This is a genomic window from Nocardioides sp. SYSU D00065 (assembly GCF_017916425.1).
Taxonomy (GTDB): Bacteria; Actinomycetota; Actinomycetes; order Propionibacteriales; family Nocardioidaceae; genus Nocardioides.
In genome coordinates, this window is the sequence record NZ_JAFMSX010000001.1 from 701,853 (window position 1) to 724,255 (window position 22,403).

General features: G+C 73.4%; 25 protein-coding genes and 2 tRNA genes. 12 read left to right on the forward strand and 15 right to left on the reverse strand.

Features of this window, described 5'->3' with window-relative positions:
* Positions 1–101 precede the first annotated feature (101 nt).
* From J3P41_RS03435 to J3P41_RS03450, 4 genes are all read left to right on the forward strand, one after another.
* Complete coding sequence (locus J3P41_RS03435) at positions 102–1,883, forward strand: thiamine pyrophosphate-requiring protein (RefSeq protein WP_210648823.1); 1,782 nt, start codon at positions 102–104, stop codon at positions 1,881–1,883.
* 217 nt (positions 1,884–2,100) lie between these two features.
* Positions 2,101–3,504 carry an HNH endonuclease signature motif containing protein gene (locus J3P41_RS03440; protein ID WP_210648824.1) on the forward strand — a complete coding sequence of 468 codons (1,404 nt, stop codon included), beginning with the start codon at positions 2,101–2,103 and terminating at the stop codon, positions 3,502–3,504.
* Between the two features lie 478 nt (positions 3,505–3,982).
* A complete protein-coding gene (locus J3P41_RS03445) occupies positions 3,983–5,548 on the forward strand; it encodes an NAD(P)/FAD-dependent oxidoreductase (protein WP_210648825.1) in 1,566 nt (521 codons plus the stop codon).
* A 74-nt stretch (positions 5,549–5,622) separates the two neighbouring features.
* Positions 5,623–5,695: transfer RNA gene (locus tag J3P41_RS03450), tRNA-Lys, on the forward strand.
* Between the two features lie 42 nt (positions 5,696–5,737).
* On the opposite strand, the gene J3P41_RS03455 is transcribed toward J3P41_RS03450, so the two are convergent.
* From J3P41_RS03455 to J3P41_RS03495, 9 genes are all read right to left on the reverse strand, one after another.
* Complete coding sequence (locus J3P41_RS03455; protein WP_246861438.1) at positions 5,738–7,159, reverse strand: amidase family protein; 1,422 nt, start codon at positions 7,157–7,159, stop codon at positions 5,738–5,740.
* 105 nt (positions 7,160–7,264) lie between these two features.
* Positions 7,265–7,408, reverse strand: a complete 144-nt coding sequence (locus J3P41_RS03460) for a GPGG-motif small membrane protein (protein ID WP_210648827.1) — start codon at positions 7,406–7,408, stop codon at positions 7,265–7,267.
* Between the two features lie 87 nt (positions 7,409–7,495).
* Positions 7,496–8,056 (reverse strand): 1-acyl-sn-glycerol-3-phosphate acyltransferase, encoded by a 561-nt coding sequence (locus J3P41_RS03465; protein ID WP_210648828.1) that lies wholly within the window; start codon positions 8,054–8,056, stop codon positions 7,496–7,498.
* 29 nt (positions 8,057–8,085) lie between these two features.
* Positions 8,086–8,385 (reverse strand): co-chaperone GroES, encoded by a 300-nt coding sequence (locus J3P41_RS03470; protein ID WP_210648829.1) that lies wholly within the window; start codon positions 8,383–8,385, stop codon positions 8,086–8,088.
* A 50-nt stretch (positions 8,386–8,435) separates the two neighbouring features.
* The gene (locus tag J3P41_RS03475; protein ID WP_210648830.1) at positions 8,436–8,681 is read right to left on the reverse strand and encodes a DUF3618 domain-containing protein; all 246 of its coding nucleotides are present in this window, start codon (positions 8,679–8,681) and stop codon (positions 8,436–8,438) included.
* Complete coding sequence (locus tag J3P41_RS03480; RefSeq protein WP_210648831.1) at positions 8,678–9,433, reverse strand: energy-coupling factor ABC transporter ATP-binding protein; 756 nt, start codon at positions 9,431–9,433, stop codon at positions 8,678–8,680. Before J3P41_RS03480 ends, J3P41_RS03475 begins: the two co-directional genes overlap by 4 nt.
* Positions 9,430–10,092: a cobalt ECF transporter T component CbiQ gene (gene cbiQ / locus J3P41_RS03485; RefSeq protein ID WP_210648832.1), complete on the reverse strand. Its 663-nt coding sequence runs from the start codon at positions 10,090–10,092 to the stop codon at positions 9,430–9,432. Before cbiQ ends, J3P41_RS03480 begins: the two co-directional genes overlap by 4 nt.
* Positions 10,092–10,427 (reverse strand): PDGLE domain-containing protein, encoded by a 336-nt coding sequence (locus J3P41_RS03490; RefSeq protein ID WP_210649822.1) that lies wholly within the window; start codon positions 10,425–10,427, stop codon positions 10,092–10,094. The genes cbiQ and J3P41_RS03490 overlap by 1 nt, the downstream gene beginning before the upstream one ends.
* Positions 10,424–11,191, reverse strand: a complete 768-nt coding sequence (locus tag J3P41_RS03495) for an energy-coupling factor ABC transporter permease (protein ID WP_307861806.1) — start codon at positions 11,189–11,191, stop codon at positions 10,424–10,426. The genes J3P41_RS03490 and J3P41_RS03495 overlap by 4 nt, the downstream gene beginning before the upstream one ends.
* A 66-nt stretch (positions 11,192–11,257) precedes the next feature.
* Between J3P41_RS03495 and bcp the strand changes: the two genes are divergently transcribed.
* The 3 genes from bcp to J3P41_RS03510 all read left to right on the forward strand — a co-directional run bounded on the left by bcp (position 11,258) and on the right by J3P41_RS03510 (position 12,710).
* Entirely contained in the window at positions 11,258–11,728 is a 471-nt protein-coding gene (gene bcp, locus J3P41_RS03500; protein ID WP_210648833.1) for a thioredoxin-dependent thiol peroxidase, read from the forward strand.
* 3 nt (positions 11,729–11,731) lie between these two features.
* Positions 11,732–11,808, forward strand: a tRNA-Leu gene (locus J3P41_RS03505).
* 26 nt (positions 11,809–11,834) lie between these two features.
* Entirely contained in the window at positions 11,835–12,710 is an 876-nt protein-coding gene (locus J3P41_RS03510) for a bile acid:sodium symporter family protein (RefSeq protein WP_210648834.1), read from the forward strand.
* On the opposite strand, the gene rdgB is transcribed toward J3P41_RS03510, so the two are convergent.
* Positions 12,699–13,364: an RdgB/HAM1 family non-canonical purine NTP pyrophosphatase gene (rdgB, locus tag J3P41_RS03515; protein ID WP_210648835.1), complete on the reverse strand. Its 666-nt coding sequence runs from the start codon at positions 13,362–13,364 to the stop codon at positions 12,699–12,701. The two genes, J3P41_RS03510 and rdgB, sit on opposite strands and share 12 nt — an antisense overlap.
* A complete protein-coding gene (gene rph, locus J3P41_RS03520) occupies positions 13,361–14,089 on the reverse strand; it encodes a ribonuclease PH (protein ID WP_210648836.1) in 729 nt (242 codons plus the stop codon). Before rph ends, rdgB begins: the two co-directional genes overlap by 4 nt.
* A 251-nt stretch (positions 14,090–14,340) precedes the next feature.
* Here rph and J3P41_RS19135 point away from each other — a divergent pair, with 251 nt between their 5' ends.
* Both J3P41_RS19135 and J3P41_RS03530 read left to right on the forward strand, forming a co-directional pair.
* Positions 14,341–15,504: a sensor histidine kinase gene (locus tag J3P41_RS19135; protein WP_210648837.1), complete on the forward strand. Its 1,164-nt coding sequence runs from the start codon at positions 14,341–14,343 to the stop codon at positions 15,502–15,504.
* On the forward strand, positions 15,501–16,151 hold the full coding sequence (locus J3P41_RS03530) for a response regulator transcription factor (protein ID WP_307861807.1): 651 nt from the start codon (positions 15,501–15,503) through the stop codon (positions 16,149–16,151). The genes J3P41_RS19135 and J3P41_RS03530 overlap by 4 nt, the downstream gene beginning before the upstream one ends.
* 24 nt (positions 16,152–16,175) lie before the next feature.
* Here the strand turns inward: J3P41_RS03530 and J3P41_RS03535 are convergent, their stop codons facing one another.
* Complete coding sequence (locus tag J3P41_RS03535; RefSeq protein ID WP_210648839.1) at positions 16,176–16,955, reverse strand: MBL fold metallo-hydrolase; 780 nt, start codon at positions 16,953–16,955, stop codon at positions 16,176–16,178.
* Positions 16,956–16,966: 11 nt separating this feature from the next.
* Positions 16,967–17,770 (reverse strand): glutamate racemase, encoded by an 804-nt coding sequence (gene murI / locus J3P41_RS03540; protein ID WP_210649724.1) that lies wholly within the window; start codon positions 17,768–17,770, stop codon positions 16,967–16,969.
* Between the two features lie 112 nt (positions 17,771–17,882).
* Between murI and J3P41_RS03545 the strand changes: the two genes are divergently transcribed.
* On the forward strand, positions 17,883–18,920 hold the full coding sequence (locus J3P41_RS03545) for an alkaline phosphatase family protein (RefSeq protein ID WP_210648840.1): 1,038 nt from the start codon (positions 17,883–17,885) through the stop codon (positions 18,918–18,920).
* On the opposite strand, the gene J3P41_RS18460 is transcribed toward J3P41_RS03545, so the two are convergent.
* On the reverse strand, positions 18,907–19,605 hold the full coding sequence (locus tag J3P41_RS18460; protein WP_210648841.1) for a DUF3152 domain-containing protein: 699 nt from the start codon (positions 19,603–19,605) through the stop codon (positions 18,907–18,909). The two genes, J3P41_RS03545 and J3P41_RS18460, sit on opposite strands and share 14 nt — an antisense overlap.
* 27 nt (positions 19,606–19,632) lie before the next feature.
* Entirely contained in the window at positions 19,633–20,580 is a 948-nt protein-coding gene (locus J3P41_RS03555) for a PLP-dependent cysteine synthase family protein (protein WP_210648842.1), read from the reverse strand.
* A gap of 89 nt (positions 20,581–20,669) precedes the next feature.
* Between J3P41_RS03555 and J3P41_RS03560 the strand changes: the two genes are divergently transcribed.
* Both J3P41_RS03560 and J3P41_RS03565 read left to right on the forward strand, forming a co-directional pair.
* Positions 20,670–21,578 (forward strand): ABC transporter ATP-binding protein, encoded by a 909-nt coding sequence (locus J3P41_RS03560; protein WP_210648843.1) that lies wholly within the window; start codon positions 20,670–20,672, stop codon positions 21,576–21,578.
* The gene (locus tag J3P41_RS03565) at positions 21,575–22,393 is read left to right on the forward strand and encodes an ABC transporter permease (protein ID WP_210648844.1); all 819 of its coding nucleotides are present in this window, start codon (positions 21,575–21,577) and stop codon (positions 22,391–22,393) included. The genes J3P41_RS03560 and J3P41_RS03565 overlap by 4 nt, the downstream gene beginning before the upstream one ends.
* Positions 22,394–22,403 lie beyond the last annotated feature (10 nt).

Here is a 22,403-nt window from a genome sequence, read left to right on the forward strand (position 1 = left end):
CGCATGGCCGCGGGGGCGCGGGGCACCGGGTGGCGTGGCCGACGCGCGAGTGACCCCGACCCGACCGACCCCACCCCAGACCCAGACCGGGCGGGCCTGACGTGGGCGGCGAGCGACTCGTCGCCGACCTCGTCGTCGAGCGCCTGCTCGCCTGGGGCGTGCACCGCGTCTTCGGCTACTCCGGCGACGGCATCAACGGGTTCATGGGCGCACTGCGGCGAGCCGGCGGCGACCCGGAGTTCGTGCAGGCGCGCCACGAGGAGAACGCCGCGCTGATGGCCGTCGGGCACGCCAAGTACGCCGGCGGGGTCGGCGTCGTGACCAGCACCCAGGGGCCCGGGGCCGTACACCTGCTCAACGGCCTCTACGACGCCAAGCTCGACCACCATCCCGTGGTCGCGATCGTCGGCCAGCAGCCGACCACGGCGCTCGGAGCGGAGTACCAGCAGGAGATCGACCTGAGCAGCCTGTTCCAGGACGTGGCGGCGCAGTACGTCCAGGCGGTCCTCGCCCCCGAGCAGGCGGCCATGGTCGTGGACCGGGCGTTCCGCACGGCGCTGGCCACCCGGTCGCCGTGCGTGGTGATCCTCCCCCACGACGTCCAGGTGGCGCCGGCGCCCGAGGAGGTGCCGCACGAGCACGGCGTCGTACCCACCGCGCCGCAGTGGCGTCCCCCGCGGGTGCTGCCGCACGACGACGACCTCGCTGCTGCCGCCGAGGTGCTCAACGCCGGGCGGCGCGTCGCCCTGCTCGTGGGCCAGGGCGCCCGCGGCGCGGGAGCCGAGGTGCAGGCCGTCGCCGAGCGGCTCGGTGCCGGCGTGACCACGTCGCTCCTGGGCAAGCCGTGGTGGGACGAGACGCTGTCGACCAGCTGCGGCGTGATGGGCCACCTCGGCACCACCGCGTCCGGGTGGCTCCTCGACAGCTGCGACACCCTGCTCGTGGTCGGCAGCAACGACCCGTGGACCGAGTTCTACCCCGCACCCGGCCAGGCGCGGGGCGTGCAGGTGGACATCGACGGCCGCCACCTGGGCAACCGCTACCCCGTCGAGGTGGGGCTGGTCGGCGACGCCGCCGAGACGCTCACGGCGCTGCTCCCGCTGCTCGAGCAGCGCGACGGCTGGCGCGCGGAGGTCGCGGACCGGGTGCAGGCCTGGCACCGGCTCGCCGCCGAGCGGGCCGAGGGACCCGCCGACCCCCTCAGCCCGGAGCGGGTGGTCCGGGGGCTCTCGCCGCGGCTGCCGGCCGACGCGCAGGTCAGTGTCGACGTGGGGTCCGTGACCTACTGGTACGCCCGGCACCTCACCCTGCCGCCCGGCGTACCGGCGCACCTGTCCTCCACCCTCGCCTCGATGGGCTCGGCCCTGCCCTACGGCCTCGCAGCCAAGCTCCACGCCCCCGACCGGCCGGTCGTCGCGCTCGCCGGCGACGGCGCCATGCAGATGAACGGCATCTCCGAGCTGATCACGGTCGCGCACCGGTGGCGCGAGTGGGCCGATCCGCGCTTCGTCGTGCTGGTCCTGCACAACCAGGAGCTCGCCGAGGTCACGTGGGAGCAGCGCGAGACCGAGGGCGACCCGCGCTACGACGCCAGCCAGGCACTGCCCGACTTCCCCTACTCCGCGTACGCCGAGCTGCTGGGCCTGACCGGCATCCGCGTCGACCGGCCCGAGGACGTCGACGACGCCTGGGACCGCGCCCTCGCCGCGGACCGGCCCGTCGTGATCGAGGCGGTGGTCGACCCCGACGTACCGCTCCTCCCCCCGTTCCCGGCCGGGCGCGAGAAGCTCGACAGCTTCCGCCGCGGGCTGGACCAGGAGGGCGAGAGCGGCGCCCACGCTCGCGCGCTGCTCGACGAGCAGGCGGCGCAGGAGGGCGCCTGAGGTTTCGGCAGTTGGGGCGGCCGCTGCGGGCCGGCTGAGGTTCGCCGCGTCTGTCGCTGATCGAGGGGTCCGCCGGCGGTGTCGCAACCGACGCCGAGCTGTCGAACAGCAGCAACCGCGACCGGAGCCGCAGCGGGAACCGGTACGACACCTTCCTCTCCCCAGATTGCGGTCGCGAGCCTTGCCGGTGTCGGTGGTTGAGCGTATAATCGAACACATGATCGAGACGCTGGCAGGGCCGCGAGGCGCAGAGGTCGAGGACCTCTCCGCTGCCGCGCTGCTGGCTGCGATCAAGGAGCGGAAGGCCGCAGAGGATCGCGCGGCAGCGGACCAGCTCGACCTGGCTGCCCGGTGGGCGGACCTGCACCCTCCTGAGTCGATTCACGCAGCTGCGTCGTTCGCCGTGCCGGGGTGTGAGCACGAGGAGCCCATCGCCGGTGAGGGTGCGCCGTTGGTGGCGGAGTTCTGTGTCGCGGAGCTCGGTGCCGTGCTCGGGATCTCGACGACCGCGGCGAAGCGGCTCATCGGGCACGCACTCGAGCTGCGCCACCGCCTCCCCCGGCTGTGGGCCCAGGTCCAGTCCGGCCGCGTGCCGGCGTGGCGGGCCCGGTCGGTCGCCGAGGCCACCATCCACGCCACACCCGCGCTCACCCGCGAGGCAGCGGGCTGGGTCGACTCCCAGGTCGCCGCGGTCGCCGGGCGCATCGGTCCCGCACAGCTCGACCGGCTCGTCGCCGAGACCATCAAGCGGTTCGAGCTCGCGCTTCCCGATCCGGCCGGGGATCCGGAGGACGGCTACCTCGCCGTGGACCCGCGCCACGCCACCATCGACACCCAGGACGTGCACTACGCCGGGACCATGCGCCTGGAGGCCGAGCTCGACCTCGCCGACGCCCTCGACCTCGACCGGGCGCTCGCGCACGGCGCCGCGACGCTCGCGGCCCTTGGCTCGGCCGAGACGCTGGATGCTCGCCGGGCCAAGGCACTCGGCGACCTGGCCCGCACGCAGACCGCGCTCGACCTCTACAAGCAGGGGTCCACAGAGGCGCGGGCACACGACGGGCTGCCGGTCGCGCGGGAGGTCGTCCTGCACGCCCACTTCGACGCCTCCACGGTCGGTGAGCAGACGGTGTTCGGCGCCACCGGTCGCATGGAGGAAGGCCAGCGGCTCCTGTTGCTGGACCAGGTCAGGGGATGGTGCGCCGACACGCGCACCAAGGTCACCATCAAGCCCGTCATCGACCTCACCGCCGACCTCACCACCCCCGGCTACGACATCCCCGACCGGGTCCGCGAGCACGTCGTCCTCCGCGACCGCACCTGCGTCTTCCCCTGGTGCTCACAACCGGCTCGTGGCTGCGACATCGACCACGTCATCCCCCACGACCCAGACGCCGACGACAAGGACCGGCCACAACCCGGGCCCACCACCACGTCCAACCTCGCCGCCCTCTGCCGCAGGCACCACCGGCTCAAGACACACTCCGCCTGGCGCTACACCGCCACCGGACCCGGCACGTTCGAGTGGACCAGCCCCCACGGCCACCGGTTCAGACGAGATCCGTCCGGCACCACCGCACTCGGCGACCCACCACCGGTCCCGCTGCCACGCCGACCATGACCCCGCCCCACACCCCGCGAGCATCCGCCCGCGGGGCCGCAGGCATGCCCCGGTCGAGCCGCTGAGCTGACTGACCGACGGTCGGGGTCCGCGTCGCCTCGCCCTCCGGGCCGCCCCGCGCCCGCCCGCCCTGCCGTCAGGGCCCTTCCACCGCCCCGCCGGCCGCGCTGCGCCCAGCCAGCCGAGCCCATCCCCACAGCCGTCCGCGCGCCACCTGCAGCTATCCGCGCCACCCCAGCCGCGCCACCCCAACCGTCCGGGCACCCCGCCGACCGCGCCGACTGCGCTCACCCCGACCAGCCAGCCGACCCCAACCAGCCAGCCCACCTCAGCCAGCCCACCTCAGCCAGCCCACCCCAGCCAGCCATCCCCAGCCAGCCAGCCGCCCACCGCCGTACAGGCGCGCGACCAGCAACGCACGCACCAACGGACGACGCGGCTACCGACCGGCGCCCGGTCGACGGTCTACGTTGGGCCGATGAGCACCGCCACCAGCTATGACGTCGTCGTGGTGGGGGGCGGCCACAACGGTCTGGTCAGCGCCGCCTACCTCGCCCGCGCCGGCCTGTCGGTCCTGGTGCTCGAGCGCCTCGGCCAGACCGGGGGCGCAGCCGTCTCGGTCGAGCCGTTCGCCGGCCAGCCCGCCCGGCTCTCCCGCTACTCCTACCTCGTCAGCCTGATGCCCGAGCAGCTCATGGCCGACCTCGACCTCGACGTCCGGCTGGTCTCGCGGACCACCGCGTCGTACACCCCCTGGACCCGCGCGGGACGCACCGGCGGCCTGCTCGTCGAGCGACCGGAGGGCGCGGCCACGCGGGCGTCGTTCCGCGACCTCACTGGAGGCGACGAGGAGTACGCCGCGTGGCAGCGCTTCTACGCCGAGGTCGGCGACCTGGCCGCGGTCGTGGCGCCGACCCTCATGCAGCCGCTTCCCGCCGAGCGGGAGGTGCGGGCCCTCGTGCCGGAGGGCGTGTGGGCCGACGTCGTCGAGCACCCGCTGGGTCGAGCGATCACGGCGCGGTTCACCGACGACACGGTGCGCGGCGTGGTCGCGACGGACGCGCTGATCGGCACGTTCGCCTCGCTGGACGACCCGTCGCTGATCCAGAACCGCTGCTTCCTCTACCACCTGATCGGCAACGGGACCGGCGAGTGGCGGGTGCCCGTCGGCGGGATGGGGGCGCTCACCACCGCCCTCGCCCGGGCAGCGGTCGATGCCGGCGCCGAGATCGTCACCGGCGCCGGGGTGAGCGCGATCGCGCCGGGGACCGACGGCGCGGAGGTCACCTGGCACGACGGCACCCGGGAGCACTCGGTCACGGCCCGGCGCGTCCTGTCCGGCGTCGCGCCCTGGGTGCTGCGCATCCTCCTCGGCGAAGGCGAGGACGCCGGCACCAAGCCGGTCGGGTCGCAGCTCAAGATCAACCTCCTGCTCGACCGGCTGCCGGCGCTCCGGTCCGGCGCGGACCCGGAGGTCGCGTTCGCCGGCACGCTGCACCTCGCGGAGGACTACGGGCTGCTCGAGCAGGCGTACGCCGCCGCCGCGGCCGGCGCGGTGCCCGACCCGATGCCGGGCGAGGTGTACTGCCACAGCCTGACCGACCCCTCGATCCTGGGCGAGCGCGCCGGGTCGCAGCACACCCTGACCTACTTCGGCCTGCACACCCCCGCCTGGCTCTTCGAGGCGGATCCGGGGGCACGCGAGCTTGCCATACAGCGCGCGCTGGCCTCGCTCGACGCGGTGCTGGCGGAGCCGATCGTGAACTGCCTGGCCACCGACGCCGACGGCAGGCCCTGCCTGGAGGCGAAGGTCCCGCAGGACGTCGAGCGGGACCTCGCGATGCCCGGCGGCCACATCTTCCACGGCGACCTCGAGTGGCCCTGGGCGCCCAACCGCGCGCGGCTCGACACCCCGGCCCAGCAGTGGGGCGTGCAGACCGAGCACGACGCGGTGCTCCTGTGCGGGTCGGGTGCTCGACGCGGCGGCGCGGTCTCCGGGCTCGGTGGGCACAACGCGGCCCAGGCCGTGATCGCGGAGCTCTGACGCCCGCCCCGAGCAACGACCTCGATTTCGTCCGCAGGACACCACGCGGTAGTGTTGTCCTCGCTTCACCGCCTGCGCCATTAGCTCAATTGGCAGAGCAGCTGACTCTTAATCAGCGGGTTCGGGGTTCGAGTCCCTGATGGCGTACCGAAGCGAAGAGCCGGTCCTGACGGGCCGGCTCTTCGCGTCTCAGACGAACGGTGCGTACGCCGGCTCGGGCAGCGGGCCGGAGGTGGCATCGCGTGCCGCCTCGTAGCCGTGGGCGATCTCGACGAGGGTCGTCTCGGCCCCGGCGGTGCCCCAGAAGGAGACCGCGACCGGCAGCCCCGCGGCGAGCTCGGTGGGCACGGTGACGAGCGGATAGCCCGCGACCGCGCTCGGTCCGGTGCACGAGCCCGGGAAGGACTCGGGGTTGACGAGGTCGATCGGGTGCGCGGGCGCGTAGGAGGGGGTGACCAGCGCGTCCAGGTCGTGCGCACGCAGCACCGCGTCGATACCGTCGTCGCGGGTGGCGGCCACGCCGCGCTCGCGGGCGGCCAGGTGCGCCGCGCTCCCGGCGAGCGGTCCCTCCAGCGCCTTCTCGAACAGCGACTGCCCGAAATGGGCGAGCTCGGTCGCCGCGTGCGCCCGGTTGAAGGCGACGAGCTCCTCGAGCGTGCGCGGCACGTCGCCCGGGCGGGTCGCCAGGTAGTCCGCGACGCCGGTGCGGAACTCGGCCAGCAGCACGAGCAGCTCGTCCTCCCACACCCGGTCGTCGATCGTCGGCAGGTCGGTGCCGTCGACGATCGTCGCTCCCTGGGCCGCGAGAAGGGACACCGCCCGCTCGGCAGCGGCGTCGGCGTGCGGCGAGTAGCCCCAGTACGTCGCGCGCGGCACGCCGATGCGCCTGCCGGCCAGCCGGCCGGCGACGGCGTGCGCGGCGTAGTCGGTCCCGTCCCCGGCCATCACACCCAGCAGGGCGGCCGCGTCCCGGACCGTCCTGGCCATCGGGCCGGGCGAGTCCTGCGACGGCGCGATCGGCACCACGCCATCAGTAGGGACCGTGCCGACGCTCGGCTTGATGCCGACGCAGCCGTTGAACGCGGCGGGACACGTGATGGATCCGTCGGTCTCGGTGCCGACCGCCAGCGACGCCAGGCCCGCCGCGACCGCCGCACCACTGCCGGAGCTCGAGCCGCCGGACGACCGGTTGAGGGCGTGGGGGTTGCGCGTCAGCCCGCCGTACGCGCTCCAGCCGGACGCCGAGCTCTCGTCGCGGATGTTCGCCCACTCCGACAGGTTGGTCTTGCCGAGGACGACGAGGCCGGCCGCACGCAGGCGCCGCACGAGCGTGGCGTCGCGGACCGGTGGCGGTGCGTCGGCCAGCGCCAGCGAGCCCGCCGTCGTGACGAGGTCGTGGGTGTCGATGTTGTCCTTGACGAGCACGGCCCGCCCGTGGAGCGGCCCGCGAACGTGCCCGGCGGCCGCCTCGCGGTCCAGGGCCCGTGCCTGGGCCGCCGCCTCGGGGTGCAGCGTGCACACGGCGTTGACGAGCGGATCCACGGCCTCGATCCGCGCCAGGAGGCGGTCGACCTCGTCCAGCGCGCGGGGGGACGGTTCGTCACGGGTCATCGGCACTCCTAGGACGGGACGGTTCGCGCTGCGGTACGGAGGCGGGAGACGCGGAGAGCCGGTCCCGACGTCGGGACCGGCTCTCCGCATTCGTGCGCGCGGGGGCTACCTGAAGATGCTGTAGCCGCCCGGACCGACCAGCAGGCCCACGACGATGAGCAGGATCCCCCACAACATCTGGCCGCGTACCAGCGAGACGATGCCGGCCACCACGAGGATGACGGCGATGATCCACAGCAGAAACGCCATGATGTGCTCCCTTCGGTTGGGGGCCTCAACCTAGCGGCGTCGCGTGACGCACGACCACTCGCGCACACCCCTTCGGAGGGCCGGGGCTCACCCCTCCTCGCGCAGCCGCGGCGGCGTGAACCCCTCTGGGTGGAAGCCGGTCTTGTCCGCGTAGAACTCCCGCAGCACGTCCATGTCGGCGCTCACGTCGCCGCTGGGGTGGAACGTCGGACCCCAGCCCACCGTGCGCGAGGGCACGTCGAGGAAGGCCAGGGTGATCGGGAGGCCGGTCTGACGGGCGATGCGGTAGAAGCCGGACTTCCAGTACTCCCCTCGCGAGCGGGTCCCCTCGGCCGCGATGCCCAGCAGCCACGGGTCGTCGCCCTCTGCCTCGGCGAGCAGCTCCTTGACCGTGGCCGACGGGTTCTTGCGGTCGAGCTCGACCGCCCCGGTGCGACGCAGCAGCCAGCCCAGCGGCCCGACGAACAGCTCCTGCTTGACCAGGAGCCGGATGGTGATCCCGTAGCTCCAGGCCAGCAGCATGGTGAGCACCCAGTCCCAGTTGGACGTGTGCGGCGCGCCGACCAGGACACCGCGCTGCGGCACCTCCCCCACCGCGCGCCAGCGGGCGGCGCGCAGGACGAGGCGGGCGAACCTTCGACGGAGCACTGGCGGTCCCTTCTCGTGTTCTGCGCGGTCTAGAGGTAGAGCCCTGTCGAGCCGCCTTCGAGGCGCTCGGCCGCGACCGCGTGGACGTCGCGCTCGCGCATGACGACGTAGACCTCGCCGTGCATCTCGACCTCGGCCTTGTCCTCGGGATCGAAGAGCACCCGGTCACCGACCTCGACGGCGCGCGCGTGCGGGCCGACGGCGATCACGCGCGACCAGGCCAGCCGCCGCGCGCCCATCGCCGCGGTGGCGGGGATGACGATGCCGCCGGTCGAGCGGCGCTCGCCCGCCTCCTTGTCGACCTCGACCAGCAGGCGGTCGTGCAGCATCTTGATCGCCGCGCCGGCGCCGCCGGCGGCCGTGCTGTCCGGCGGGGTGCTCAGCGCGCGACCTTCCGGACGACCGTGAGCAGGACCACGACGCCCACGACGGCGCCGGCGACCTTGAGGATGTTGTCGGTGCGCGGTGCGCCGCTGTCGTCCACGAACGTGGACCTCACAGTCGCGACCTGCCGATCGACGATCGTCTTGGGGTGAGCGCGGTGGGCGAGCTGGTCGATCGTCGAGGCGAGCCGCTGACGCGTCTCCTCGATCTCGCGCTCGAGCGCGCGCATGTCCTGGGTCACCTGGGCAGGCTATCAATGCGCCGGGGATCGAAGCCCCACGGCAGCTCCAGCCGGTGGGCGGCCATCAGCGCGTCGTCGGTCAGGACGTCGAGGGTCGACCGGTCGGCCACCACCACCCCGTCGCTCAGCACCACGCTGCGCCGGCAGAGCTCGAGCGCGTAGGGCAGGTCGTGGGTCACCATCAGCACCGTCACGTCGAGGCTGCGCAGGATGTCGGCGAGCTCGCGGCGCGATGCGGGGTCGAGGTTGGACGAGGGCTCGTCGAGCACCAGGATCTCCGGCTCCATCGCCAGGACCGTGGCGACCGCGACGCGGCGGCGCTGGCCGTACGACAGGTGGTGCGGGGGCCGGTCGGCGAAGTCGGCCATGCCGACCCGGTCGAGCGCGTCCATCACCCGGCGGTCGAGCTCGGCTCCCCGGAGACCGAGGTTGGCCGGCCCGAACGCCACGTCCTGGCGCACGGTGCCGAGGAACAGCTGGTCGTCGGGGTCCTGGAAGACGATGCCCACCCGGCGGCGGATCTCCTTGAGGTGCTCCTTGGTGACGGGCAGCCCGCTCACGGCCACCGATCCCCTGCCGGCGGTGAGGATGCCGTTGAGGTGGAGCACGAGCGTGGTCTTGCCGGCCCCGTTGGGGCCGAGCATCGCCACCCGTTCGCCGCGATGGACGTGGAGGTCCACCCCGTAGAGGGCCTGGTGGCCGTCGGGATAGGCGAAGGCGAGGCCCCGGACGTCCAGGACTGGGGTGCTCACGTCGGCAACTTACCGTCGTACCCCCGCGAGAGCATGGCCAGGTGGACCCGCTCGCCGCGCTCGTAGGACCGGATGAACAGGGCGCCGAGCGAGCGGGCCAGCACCGGCCAGTGCCGCGGCGATCGCGGCTCGCAGCCGCGCGAGCGCAGCGCCGTCATCATCCGGCCGAACTCGTCGGTGACGACGTCGAGGTAGCGGATCATGAAGCCCATGATCTGCACGACCAGCTCCGGCACCCGCAGTCGCTGGAGCCCGCGGAGCAGGTCCTGGGGGTGCGTGGTCGCTGCCAGGGTCAGCGAGGCCAGCACGCCGATGCTGACCTTGATGAGCAGCGCGGCGCCCGCGACGAGCCCCGGCTCGGACACCGTCACGCCGAGGACCTCGGTCCGGGGCCCGTGCGAGATGAAGGGCATGAGCGCGGCAAAGACCGCGAACGGCAGCTCGACGACCATGCGCGGGAGCAGGCGGCGCAGCCCGACCCGGGAGAGCGCCACGACGCCGAGCAGCACCACCGCCTCCAGCGCGAACACGGCGTACGCCTCGTGCGGGGTCGCCACCACGACGAGCATGAAGCCCAGCAGGGCCAGGACCTTCAGGTGCGCCGGCGCACGGTGCACGGGGCTGCGGCCCTCGACGTGGAGCCCGTCCCCGGCTCGCATCAGGAGCCCGCGTCCCGGGCTTCTCGGTCCCGGGGCTCTCGGCGCCGGATCAGCCAGAACAGCCCGGTGCTGAGCACCAGCATCACCACCACGCCGACCACGCCGGCCACGCCGCCGCTGACCCGCGGGTCGTCGACGCCCGAGGTCTGGTAGTCGGCGAGCGGGCTGTCGGCGGTCGCGGAGTCCTCGGCCGAGTCGAGGAAGCCGGTCTGCTCGGCGACGTACTCGAGGCCGTCGGGATGCGAGCTGGCGTAATAGCTCGCGACGCCGGCGACCAGCAGGCTGACGAGCAGCGCCACCGCGTAGAAGCGGCGCGTCCCGGTGCGGGTGCTCACGACGCCGCCACCGCGCGGGTCTCGAGCTCGCGCTCGGCCAGCAGTGGCCGGGCGCCGTGGACCATGTCGGGGCGTGACGCGACGACGCTGGCGACGACGAGCCCGGTGACGACCGCCTCCCCGATGCCGATGACGGTGTGCCATCCCAGCATCGCGGTGGCGACGGCGCCGAGGTCGACCGGGGCGGTGCCGCCGACGGCGAACAGGCCGGTGAAGACCAGCGCCGCGACCGGCACGCTGACGAGGGCGCCGACGGCCGCCGCCGGAGCGACCAGGCTCGTGCGGGCCGGCAGGACGCGACGCAGCAGGACGAACACCCCCCACCCGACCACCACGGTGACGATCCCGATCAGGGTGATGTTCGTGCCGAGCGCGGTGATGCCGCCGTCGGCCATGAGGAGCGCCTGGACCAGCAGGACCACCGAGAGGCACAGCACAGCCGTCCACGGCCCGGCGAGCACGGCTGCCAGCGCACCGCCCATGAGGTGGCCGCTGGTGCCGGCGCCGACCGGGAAGTTGATCATCTGCGCCGCGAAGACGAACGTCGCGACGAGACCGGCCATCGGGGCGGTGCGGTCGTCGAGCTCGCGGCGCGCCCCGCGCAGGGACACCGCGACCGCGGCAGCGGCGACGACGCCCGTGGCCACCGACGTCGGTGCGTCGAGGAAGCCGTCGGGCACGTGCACGTCGTCGTCTCCGGATCGCGGTGGCGCCTGCTTGGATGTCTGGTGGCCGACCAGGATCCCCCGATACCGGGTCGGCACCCCTCGACCTTATTGCAAAGATCTTGCAACAACCAACTGCCCGTCCACCCGCGCACAGGAGTCCCCATGCCCGACCGCCTCGCCGCCGGCGACCCCGCCCCCGACTTCACCCTGCCCAGCGACACCGGGGAGCAGGTCTCGCTGGCGGGACTGCGCGGTCGCCGGGTGATCGTGTACTTCTACCCCGCCGCGATGACGCCGGGCTGCACCAAGCAGGCCTGCGACTTCTCCGAGTCGCTCGACTCGCTCCGCGGTGCGGGCTACGAGGTGCTCGGGGTGTCCAAGGACGAGCCCGCCAAGCTCGCGAAGTTCCGCGAGCGCGACGCCCTCACGCTGACCCTGCTCTCCGACCCGGACCTGGCCGTGCACCGGGCCTACGGGGCCTACGGCACCAAGAAGCTCTACGGCAAGGAGGTGGAGGGCGTGCTGCGCTCGACGTTCGTGATCGACGCGGACGGCACGGTCGAGCTCGCGCAGTACAACGTCAAGGCCACCGGTCACGTCGCGAAGCTGCGCCGGGACCTAGGGTTGGGCTGACCAGCGCTCGTAGCCCAATTGGCAGAGGCACCAGGTTTAGGTCCTGGCCAGTGAGAGTTCGAGTCTCTCCGAGCGCACCACGGCGACCGGGCCCTAGAGTCCGCCCATGGACTCCGCTCTGACCACCGTCGGGCTGCCGGTCGCCCTGGCGATCATCATGCTCGGGCTCGGGCTGGACCTGACGGTGGGCGACTTCCGGCGGATCGGGCGTGCGCCGCGGGCCGTCGGGGTCGCGCTGGCGTGCCAGGTGGTGCTGCTGCCGGCGATCTGCTTCGGCCTCGTGGTGCTGTTCGACCTGCCCGCGCTGCTGGGGATCGGCATGCTGCTGCTCGCGGCGTCGCCCGGCGGCACCACCGCCAACCTCTTCAGCCACCTCTTCCGCGGCGACGTGGCGCTCAACATCACGCTGACCGCCATCAACACGGTCCTCGCGGTCGCGACGCTGCCGTTGATCACCGGCCTGGCCATCGGCTGGTTCGGCCGCGAGGACGACGTGTCGATGCCGCTCGTGGAGATCGTCGAGGTGTTCGCGCTGATCCTGCTGCCCGTCGGCCTCGGCATGCTGGTCAACGCCAGGGCGCCGGGCTTCGCGCGCCGGATGGACAAGCCGGTGCGCATCGGGTCCGCGGTGATCCTGGCGGTCCTGGTGCTCGGGATCCTGCTCGACCAGCTGGAGAACGTCGGCGACTACCTCGCCGACGTCGGCGTCATCGCGGCCCTGTTCTGCGCGATCAGCCTGGTGGTCGGCTACGTCGTGCCGAAGGCGTTCGGGGTCACCGGCCCGCAGGCGATCGCCTCGTCGATGGAGGTCGGCGTGCACAACGCGACCCTCGCGATCTTCGTGGCGGTCGAGGTGCTCGACGAGGTCGAGGTTTCCGTGCCGGCGGCGGTCTACTCGATCGTCATGTTCGTCTTCGCGGCCCTGTGGGGCATGTGGGTCTCCCGGCGAGTGGCCGCGAGCGAGGGTGCCTCAGTCGGCTGAGGACGTCTCCTGAGACGCCCTCGACAGGTCGGCGGCCACCTGGGGTGCCAGCTCGCGCAGCGCCCTGCCCCGGTGCGAGACCCGGTCCTTCTCGGCCGGATCGAGCTCGGCGGACGTGCGTCCCTCGGCGTCGTGCTCGACCGGGACGAACAGCACGTCGTAGCCGAACCCGCCGCTCCCCCGCTGCTCGCGGATGATCCGGCCGTCCATCCGGCCCTCGACCACCCGCTCGCGCCCGTCGGGCAGGACCCACGCCACCGCGCAGGCGAAGTGCGCGCCGCGCCGCTCGTCGGGCACGTCGTGGAGCTGGTCGAGCAGCAACCGGTTGTTGCGCTGGTCCTGGCCGCGCCGGTCGCCGTCCTCGGCATCCCGGGACCGTCCGGACCAGCGCGCCGACAGCACGCCGGGCATCTGGTTCAGGGCGTCGACGCAGAGGCCGCTGTCGTCGGCGATCGACGGCAGGCCGGTCGCCGCCACCCCCGCGCGTGCCTTGAGCAGCGCGTTGCCCGCGAACGTGGGCTCGTCCTCGACCGGCTCGACGTAGCCGTCGACGTCGCCGATCCCGAGCACCTCGACGTCCGGCACGTGCTCGGCGAGGATGCGCTGCATCTCACGGACCTTCGCAGCGTTGCCCGAGGCCAGGAAGACCCTCATCGAGCCAGCGCTTCTCGCTGCAGGCGCGTCAGGTCGGCGCACCCCTTCTCGGCCAGCGTCAGGAGCGCGTCGAGCTCGGACCGGTCGAACGCGGCGCCCTCGGCCGTCCCCTGCACCTCCACGAAGGTGCCCTCGCCGGTCATCACGACGTTCATGTCGGTCTCGGCGCGCACGTCCTCGACGTAGGGCAGGTCCAGGCGCGGGACGCCGTCGATGATGCCGACGCTCACCGCCGCGACCGAGCCGGTCAGCGGCTCGCCGGTCAGCGCACCGCCCGCCCGCAGGTGCGCGACGGCGTCAGCCAAGGCGACGTACGCACCGGTGATCGCCGCGGTGCGGGTGCCGCCGTCGGCCTGGAGGACGTCGCAGTCGAGGACGATGGTGTTCTCCCCAAGCGCCTGGTAGTCGATCACGGCACGCAGGGAGCGCCCGATGAGCCGCGAGATCTCGTGGGTGCGGCCGCCGATGCGGCCCTTGACGGACTCGCGGTCGGAGCGGGTGTTGGTCGAGGCGGGAAGCATCGCGTACTCGGCCGTGACCCAGCCCAGCCCCGAGCCCTTGCGCCAGCGGGGCACCCCCTCCGAGGCGGACGCGGCGCAGAGCACCTTGGTGCCGCCGAACTCGATCAGGACCGAGCCGGCGGCGTGGTCGAGCCAGCCGCGCGTGATCGTGATCGGGCGGAGCTCGTCGTCGGCGCGGCCGTCGGCGCGGGGAGTCGGGGTCATGGTCACGACCCTAGAGCCACCTTCCGACGCCGGGAACGGCAGAGCCGGGTCCGGTCACCCCCGTGTGTTACCGGACCCGGCTCGAGGCCCCTTCCCCTGTGGGACCGACCGTGGTGCGCGGCCCCACGCCGCGCAGCTCCCTCCACGCGGTGGTGTGACCAGCCTGCGGTGCGCCGCCCCCTGTCGGCATCGGTCCTGGGGCGCAACCGACTGCGACCAAAGTAGGAATTGCGGTCGTTACCCTGACAGGCGTGGAGAGACGCCCCACCCCCGCGGAGACCCAGCCCGAGCTGACCTGGGTCTCCCACGCGTGGCGCTACGCCGTCTGTGCGGTGTTCTCGCTGGCCATCTGGTGGTCGGTGGCGGGGATCGAGTGGCGGGAGAACCGGCTGCTCTTCGTCGCCGAGGTCGCGCTGGGCGCGGCCGCCTTCGTGCTGGTGTACTTCCGGCGGCGGGCGCCGGTGCCCGTCGCGCTCGGGGTCGCCACGATGAGCGCGCTGTCGGGGCTCGCCGCCGGCCCGGCCACGCTGGCAGCGGTGTCGGTGGCGGCGCGGCGCGACCCGTTCGAGGTGCTCGTGGTGGGCGCGGTCAACTTCGTGGCCGCCCAGACGTGGACGACCGTCGCCCCGTTCCGCGACAACGACCCGGTGATCACGACGCTGGTGAACCTCGCGGTCAACGCCGGGATGATGGGCTGGGGGCTCTACATCGGCTCGCGCCGCGAGATCATCTGGAACCTGCGCAGCCGCGCCGAGCGCGCCGAGACCGAGCAGGAGCTGCGGCTCGCCCGGGCCCGCTCCGCCGAGCGGGCCAGGATCGCCGGCGAGATGCACGACGTGCTGGCTCACCGCATCACCCAGGTGTCGATGCAGGCCGGCGCGCTGGCCTTCCGCGACGACCTCGGCGGCGACCGGCTGCGCGAGGGCCTGACCCAGATCCAGCGGCAGGCCAACGACGCGCTGCACGAGCTGCGCGACGTCCTCGGCGTGCTGCGCGAGGACGACCCGGGACCGGCGACGGCCCGCCCCCAGCCGACGTACTGCGACATCACGGCGCTGGTCGACGAGGCCCGGGCGCTGGGCCTCGACGTCGACTTCGCGGACGACGTGGACACCACGGCGGCGGTCCCGCCGGCGACGGGCCGCACCGTCTATCGCATCGTCCAGGAGGGCATCACCAACGCGCGCAAGCACGCGCCGGGAGCGGAGGTCGCCATCCGCTCCGCCGGCGACCCGCGCTCCGGCATCACGGTGGTGCTGACCAACCCGATCGTCGAGCACGGCAGCGGCGCGCCGGGGGCCGGGGTGGGCCTGGTCGGCCTGCGCGAGCGCACCGAGCTGCGCGGGGGGCGGCTCGACCAGCGCACCGACGGGTCGAGGTTCGTCCTGGAGGCATGGCTACCGTGGACCGCGTGATCCGGGTGCTCATCGTCGACGACGATCCGCTGGTCCGCTCGGCCCTGTCGCTGATGCTGGGCGGGCAGAGCGACATCGAGGTGGTCGGCGACGCGGCCGACGGCGAGGCCGGGCTGGCGCTGGTCGCGGAGCTGGAACCCGACGTGGTGCTGATGGACATCCGGATGCCGGTGATGGACGGGCTCGAGGCCACCCGCGTGCTGCACCAGCGCCCCGCGCCGCCCTCGGTCGTCGTGCTGACGACCTTCGACGCCGACGACCACGTGCTGCGCGCGGTGGCGGCAGGGGCCGACGGCTTCCTGCTCAAGGACACCGCTCCGAGCGACATCGTCAGCGCGATCCGCACCGTCGCGGCCGGCGACGCGATGCTGTCCCCGTCGGCCACCCGCAGCCTCGTCTCGCGGCTGCGCAGCAGCACCTCGAGCGAGCGCACCACCGCCGCCGCCGAGCGGCTCACCGTCCTGACCGAGCGCGAGCTCGAGGTGGCGGTGTGCGTGGGGCGAGGCCTCAGCAACTCCGAGATCGCCTCCGAGCTCTACCTCTCCGTCCCGACGGTGAAGTCGCACGTCTCGCGGCTGCTCACCAAGCTCGGCAGCACCAACCGGGTGCAGGTGGCGATGGTCGTGCACGACGCCGGCCTCGTCTGAGCCACACGGCGGCGAGCGCGCGGCTCAGACGTCGTACGTCGCGCCGGCGCGCGCCAGCTCGATCGGTCCCGACCACTCGGCGCGGGCCTCGGCCTCCGCGACCGACGGGTCGTGCCACGGCGGGACGTGGGTGAGCACGAGCCGCTCGACGCCGGCCTTGGCCGCCGTGCGCCCGCAGTCGGCGCCGGTCATGTGCAGGTCGGGCGGGTTGTCGTCCGCGCTGCGGAAGGACGCCTCCGCCAGCAGCAGGTGGACCCCGCGGGCGGCCTCGTCGAGCGCGGAGCACGGACCGGTGTCACCGGAGTAGGCGAGCGTGCGACCGCCGGCGCTGACCCGCAGCGCGTACGCCGACACGGGATGCACCACCTCGTAGGTCTCGACCCGGAACGGGCCGACCTCGACCGCGGCGCCGGGGCCGCCGTGCTCGCGGAAGTCGAACTCCTCGTTCATCCCCGGCTCGAGGGGCAGGTCGTAGGCGCGGGCCATCCGCTCGGCGGTGCCGCGCGGACCCCACACCGGGATCCGGGGCTGCGCGCCGGAGGGGTGGTACTTGCGCAGGACGTAGTAGCCGCAGAGGTCGAGGCAGTGGTCGGCGTGCAGGTGGCTCAGGAAGAGCGCGTCGACCTCCAGCGGGTCGACGTAGCGGTGCAGCTGTCCCAGCGACCCGTTGCCCAGGTCGAGCAGGATCCGCCACGTGCGCGTCTCCCCGGACTCCGCGGTGTGCTCGGCCTCGAGCAGGTAGCAGCTCGCCGCGGACTCCGGGCCGGGGTAGGAGCCGGAGCAGCCGACGATCGTCAGCCTCATCCCGGCCGCGCTCACCTCAGGCCTCCCGCGAACTGGCTGGCGCCGAGCAGCTCGGAGCCGAGGAAGCGACGGCCGATGGTCGCGAAGGCCTCCGGGCTGCCGGTGGTCGCGAACGTGTAGTCGGCCGCGCCGTCCGCGCGCATGAGCCCGGTGCGGGCGAGCATCTTGTAGACGTCCTTGGCGCACTCCTCGGCCGAGCTCACCAAGGTGACCCCGTCCCCCATCACGTAGGAGATGACGCCGGTCAGCAGCGGGTAGTGGGTGCAGCCGAGGATCAGCGTGTCGACGCCGGCGGCCACCAGCGGGTCGAGGTAGTCGTGGGCGGCGGCCAGCAGCTCGTCGCCGCCGGTGACCCCCTGCTCGACGAAGTCGACGAAGCGCGGGCAGGCCCGGATGTGCAGGTCGAGGTCGGGCACGGCGGCGAAGGCGTCGTCGTACGCCATCGAGCTCGCGGTCGCGCGGGTGCAGATCACGCCGACGCGGCGGTTGCGCGTGCCGGCGGCGGCACGGCGCGCCGCTGGCAGGATCACCTCCACGACCGGTACGTCGTAGCGCTCCCGCGCGTCGCGCAGCATCGCGGCGCTCGCGGAGTTGCAGGCGATCACGAGCGCCTTGACGCCCTGCTCGTAGAGGTGGTCGAGGCATTCCAGCGCGTATTCGCGGACCTCCCCGATCGGCTTCTGGCCGTAGGGCTGGCGGGCGGTGTCGCCGAGGTAGATCACCGACTCGTGGGGCAGCTGGTCGATCACCGAGCGGGCGACCGTCAGGCCGCCGAACCCGGAGTCGAAGATGCCGATCGGAGCATCGGCGCTCATCCGGGTCGAGGTCGTCGGCACGTGCGCAAGGCTAGGCGGTCGGTCGGTCGCCGGTCACGCCGTGACGGGCGTCGGCCCCGTCACACCGCCGCCGGCGGGTTATCGTCGCGGGGTGCTGCGTCCCGCTCTCGCGTCCCTGCTCACCTCCGCCGTCGCCGTGTCGGGTGCCGTCCTCGTCGGCACGCACGCGCCCGCCGAGGTGGACGGCGAGCCGGCGTCGGCCCGCACCGTGCGGGCGGCCGACGCCGAGTCGGTGCTGGCGATCTCCATCGACGGCATGAGCGTCGCCGCCGTCCGCAGGCTGGGGCGCGCGCAGCTGCCGAACCTCCACCGCTTCATGCGGGCCGGGGCCTCGACGACCAACGCCCGCACCGAGCACGAGATGACCGTGACGCTGCCCAACCACACCGGGATGGTGACCGGTCGGCGCATCGACGCGGCCACCGGCGGTCACGGCGTGACGTGGAACGACGAGCGGCTCGTCCCGGCGACCGTCCAGGCGGCGGCCGGCCACGACGTCGCCTCGGTCTTCACCGTCGTCGACCAGGCCGGCGGCTCCACGGCGCTGTTCGCCGCCAAGACGAAGTTCACCCTGTGGGAGCGCTCCTGGCCCGACGCGATCGACCAGGTCGTCATCGACCAGGACAACGGGGCGCTCGTGGATCGCCTCGTGGCCGACCTCGACGAGGACCGCGACTTCCGCTTCCTCCACCTCTCGCTGCCGGACAACGCCGGCCACGCCCACGGCTGGATGTCGCGGCCCTACCTGCGCGCGGTGCGACAGGCCGACGCCCTCGTCGGCCGGGTAGTGGGCGCGGTCGGCTCCGACCCCGTCCGCAAGGCCGGCACCACGATCATCCTGACCAGCGACCACGGCGGGCACGGGCCGCGGCACGACGACGCGCGGCTCTTCGACAACTACCGCATCGTCTTCATGGCCCGCGGCGCCGCGGTGGACCGGGGCGTCGACCTCTACGAGATCAACCCGACCCACCGCGACCCCGGCACCCGCCGCACCGGCTACGGAGCGCGCCGGCAGCCGGTGCGCAACGGGATGGTCGCCAACCTCGCGCTCGACCTGCTCGACCTTCCCGCCGTCCCGGGCAGCGAGCTCGACGCCGACATGGATCTGCGCCTCACCGCCCCCTGACCGCGGCGGCCTCCCAGCCGAGCGGCCACGGGTTCAGCCGGCACCCGCCGGTGCCCTTGGACTGCTGCATCATCACCGGCGCCCGGCCGCCACCCGCCGGGCAGGACGCGTGCCCGCGTCCGAGCCAGTGGCCGGTCTCGTGGTTGACGACCATGTGCCGGTAGTCGCGCAGCGAGCCCCGTGCCGCGTTCCACGCGGGAGAGGCGTGCTTCCACCGCTCCTGGTTGATGATCACGAAGCGCCCGACCCGGCACGACCACTGCGCCGAGCAGCCGGAGGAGAAGGACTCGACCACGTTCGCCGCCGCCAGGACCAGCGTGAAGCTCCCGCCCCGGGGCACCCGGCGGAACTGCACACCGGCGGTGCGCCACCCGCGCGGGTCGTCGTAGGTCTCCTGGGCCTGGCGGCGGAACACCGCCAGCGGCGTCGAGATCCCGCCCCGGGTGGTCACCGAGTAGGTCACCCGTCGGCGGACGGGGACCGCGTACCCCTCTGCCGTCGGGGACTCGGGCGTGGGTGTCCAGCGTTGGTCGTGCGGGTCGACCGGCCAGGCGTGCGCGGCGGGCGCGAGGCTGCCGCCGACGGCCGGCCCCAGGACCGGGGTCGGGACCGGGATCAGGACCAGCGTGGCCGCCACGAGCGACACGAGCGGTACGAGCAGGAGGAGCCGAGCCGCGAGGTTCACCTGCCCGAGCCTAGGCCGGGCGGCGGGCTAGGCCCACAGCTGCCCGTCGAGGCGATCCTCGGCCTCGTCGACGGTGCCCTCGTAGGCGCCGGTGGACAGGTACTTCCAACCCCCGTCGCACACGACGAACGCGATGTCGGCCCGCTCCCCGGCCTTGACGGCCTTGGCGGCCTGGCCGAGCGCCGCGTGCAGGATCGCGCCGGTGGAAATCCCGGCGAAGATGCCCTCGAGCTCGAGCAGCTCGCGGACCCGGCGCACGGCGTCGCGCGGGCCGACGCTGAAGCGCGTGTCGATCAGCGAGGCGTCGTAGAGCTCGGGCACGAATCCCTCGTCGAGGTTGCGCAGGCCGTAGACCAGCTCGCCGTAGCGCGGCTCGGCGGCGACGATCCGCACGTCGGGCTTGGCCGCGCGGAAGAACCGCGAGACGCCCATCAGCGTCCCGGTGGTGCCGAGACCGGCGACGAAGTGCGTGATCTCCGGCAGGTCGGCCAGCAGCTCCGGACCGGTGCCCTCCTCGTGCGCGAGCGCGTTGGCGTCGTTGCCGTACTGGTAGAGCATCACCCAGTCGGGGTGCTCGGCCGCGACCTGCTTGGCGACCCGGACAGCCTCGTTGGAGCCGCCCGCCGCGGGCGAGGAGACGATCTCCGCGCCCCACATCCGCAGCAGCTGGCGCCGCTCCTCGGAGGTGTTCTCCGGCATCACGCACACGATGCGGTAGCCCTTGAGCTTGGCGGCCATCGCCAGCGAGATGCCGGTGTTGCCGCTGGTGGGCTCGAGGATCGTGCAGCCCGGGCGCAGGGTGCCGTCCTTCTCCGCCTGCTCGATCATCCGCAGGGCCGGGCGGTCCTTGATGGACCCCGTCGGGTTGCGGTCCTCCAGCTTGGCCCAGATGCGGACGTCGGGGCTCGGCGAGAGCCGGGGCAGGCCGACGAGGGGGGTGCCGCCGACCGACTCCAGCAGGCTGTCGAAGCGCATGCGGCAAGCATGACATCCACCGATCGGTTGATGCCGATCCGCGCTGGTTGCCCGATGTGCGAGACGCCGGCCGTCGACAGGCTGGTCGCATGATCTCGATCTCCCACCTCCGCAAGGCCTACGGCGACACGGTCGCCGTGGACGACGTGTCCCTGGAGGTCGCCGCCGGCGAGGTGATGGGCATCCTCGGCCCCAACGGCGCCGGCAAGACCACGACCGTGGAGTGCGTCGCGGGACTGCGGGTGCCGGACTCGGGCACCGTGCGCGTGGCCGGCCTCGACCCCCGCACCGACCGCCCCGAGCTCACCCGGGTGCTGGGCGTCCAGCTGCAGGAGAGCCGGCTCCAGCCCAAGATCACCGTCGCCGAGGCGATGCGCCTGTGGTCGGCGCTGTACGCCGATCCCGTCCCGTGGGCCGGGCTCGTCGAGCGGCTCGGCCTCGAGGACCAGGCCGGATCGCGGTTCCGCGATCTCAGCGGCGGCCAGCAGCAGCGACTCTCCATCGCGCTCGCGCTGGTCGGGCGTCCCCGCGTGGTGATCCTCGACGAGCTCAGCACCGGCTTGGACCCGCGGGCGCGTCGCGAGGTGTGGCAGGTCGTGCGCGACCTGCGCGCCGACGGCGTCACCGTGCTGCTCGTCACGCACGCGATGGAGGAGGCCCAGCAGCTCTGCGACCGGATCGCGATCATCGACCACGGCCGGGTGCGCGCCCTCGACACCCCCGACGGGCTCATCTCCGAAGCGAGCGCCGCCACTGTCACGTCCTTCACCGCCGAGGAGCCGGTCGACCTCGAGTCGCTGCGCGCCCTTGCGTCGGTGTCGTCGGTGCGCACCGACGCAGGGCGGGTCGTCGTCGAGGGCCGCGACGGCGCCGCGCTCGAGGTCCTCGAGCGCCTCGCTCGCCAGCAGGTCACGCCGCACGGCCTGCGCGTCGTCGACGGCACCCTCGACACGGCCTACCTCCAGCTCACCGACACCCGCGAGGAGACCCCCGCATGAGCACCTCGACCAACCGAGGCACCACCCCGGGCACCGCCCCGGGCACGTCCACCGCGACGCCGGCCGCGTCGCGCACGTCCCCCACGGCCGCGGTCGTCCGCACCGAGGCCGTCCTGTTCGGTCGCGAGCTCGGCTCGCTGTTCTGGATCGTGCTCTTCCCCACCATCCTGCTGGTGATCCTCGGCTTCGTGCCGGACTTCACCGAGCCCGACCCGGCGCTCGGGGGGCAGCGGGTCATCGACCTCTACGCATCCGTGGTGGTGGTCCTCGCCACGATCATGGCCGCCGTCATGGCCATGCCCTCGGTCATCGCGGGCTACCGCGAGAGCGGGGTGCTGCGCCGGCTGCGCACCACCCCGGTGCATCCCGCCGCCCTGCTCGGCGCCCAGGTCGCGCTGCACGCCGCCGCGGTGCTCGGCTCGGTCGTGCTGGCCCTGGGCACCGCCCGCGTGCTGCACGACGTCCCGCTGCCCGGTGCCGTCGGCTGGTACGCCGTCGCCCTGGTGCTCACGACCGCGGCGGCGTTCTCGGTCGGTGCCGTCGTCACCGCCGTCTCGGCCAGCGCCCGCGTGGTGCAGACCGTGGGCACCGTCGTCATCTTCCCGCTGATGTTCACCTCGGGCGTCTGGATGCCGGTGCAGACGATGAGCGGCTGGCTGCGCGACGTGGTCGTCGCGACGCCCCTGGGGGCGGCGTCGGAGGCGCTGAACGACGCGCTGCACGGACTGCGGCCCGACCTGGTCGACCTCGCCGTGGTGACCGGATGGGCCGCGGTGCTGTCCCTGGTCGCCGTACGCCTGTTCCGCTGGGAGTGACGGGGAAGAC

Coding starts and splice junctions, on each gene's coding strand:
- J3P41_RS03445 (WP_210648825.1), top strand. CDS start 3,983: ATGAGCACCGCCACCAGCTATGACGTCGTCGTGGTGGGGGGCGGCCAC.
- bcp (WP_210648833.1), top strand. CDS start 11,258: ATGCCCGACCGCCTCGCCGCCGGCGACCCCGCCCCCGACTTCACCCTG.
- J3P41_RS03455 (WP_246861438.1), bottom strand. CDS start 7,159: ATGACCCGTGACGAACCGTCCCCCCGCGCGCTGGACGAGGTCGACCGC.
- rdgB (WP_210648835.1), bottom strand. CDS start 13,364: ATGAGGGTCTTCCTGGCCTCGGGCAACGCTGCGAAGGTCCGTGAGATG.
- cbiQ (WP_210648832.1), bottom strand. CDS start 10,092: ATGCGAGCCGGGGACGGGCTCCACGTCGAGGGCCGCAGCCCCGTGCAC.
- J3P41_RS03470 (WP_210648829.1), bottom strand. CDS start 8,385: ATGCTGCACGACCGCCTGCTGGTCGAGGTCGACAAGGAGGCGGGCGAG.
- murI (WP_210649724.1), bottom strand. CDS start 17,770: ATGAGCGCCGATGCTCCGATCGGCATCTTCGACTCCGGGTTCGGCGGC.
- J3P41_RS03560 (WP_210648843.1), top strand. CDS start 20,670: ATGATCTCGATCTCCCACCTCCGCAAGGCCTACGGCGACACGGTCGCC.
- J3P41_RS03440 (WP_210648824.1), top strand. CDS start 2,101: ATGATCGAGACGCTGGCAGGGCCGCGAGGCGCAGAGGTCGAGGACCTC.
- J3P41_RS03510 (WP_210648834.1), top strand. CDS start 11,835: ATGGACTCCGCTCTGACCACCGTCGGGCTGCCGGTCGCCCTGGCGATC.
- J3P41_RS03535 (WP_210648839.1), bottom strand. CDS start 16,955: ATGAGGCTGACGATCGTCGGCTGCTCCGGCTCCTACCCCGGCCCGGAG.
- rph (WP_210648836.1), bottom strand. CDS start 14,089: ATGACCCCGACTCCCCGCGCCGACGGCCGCGCCGACGACGAGCTCCGC.
- J3P41_RS03565 (WP_210648844.1), top strand. CDS start 21,575: ATGAGCACCTCGACCAACCGAGGCACCACCCCGGGCACCGCCCCGGGC.
- J3P41_RS03460 (WP_210648827.1), bottom strand. CDS start 7,408: ATGGCGTTTCTGCTGTGGATCATCGCCGTCATCCTCGTGGTGGCCGGC.
- J3P41_RS03555 (WP_210648842.1), bottom strand. CDS start 20,580: ATGCGCTTCGACAGCCTGCTGGAGTCGGTCGGCGGCACCCCCCTCGTC.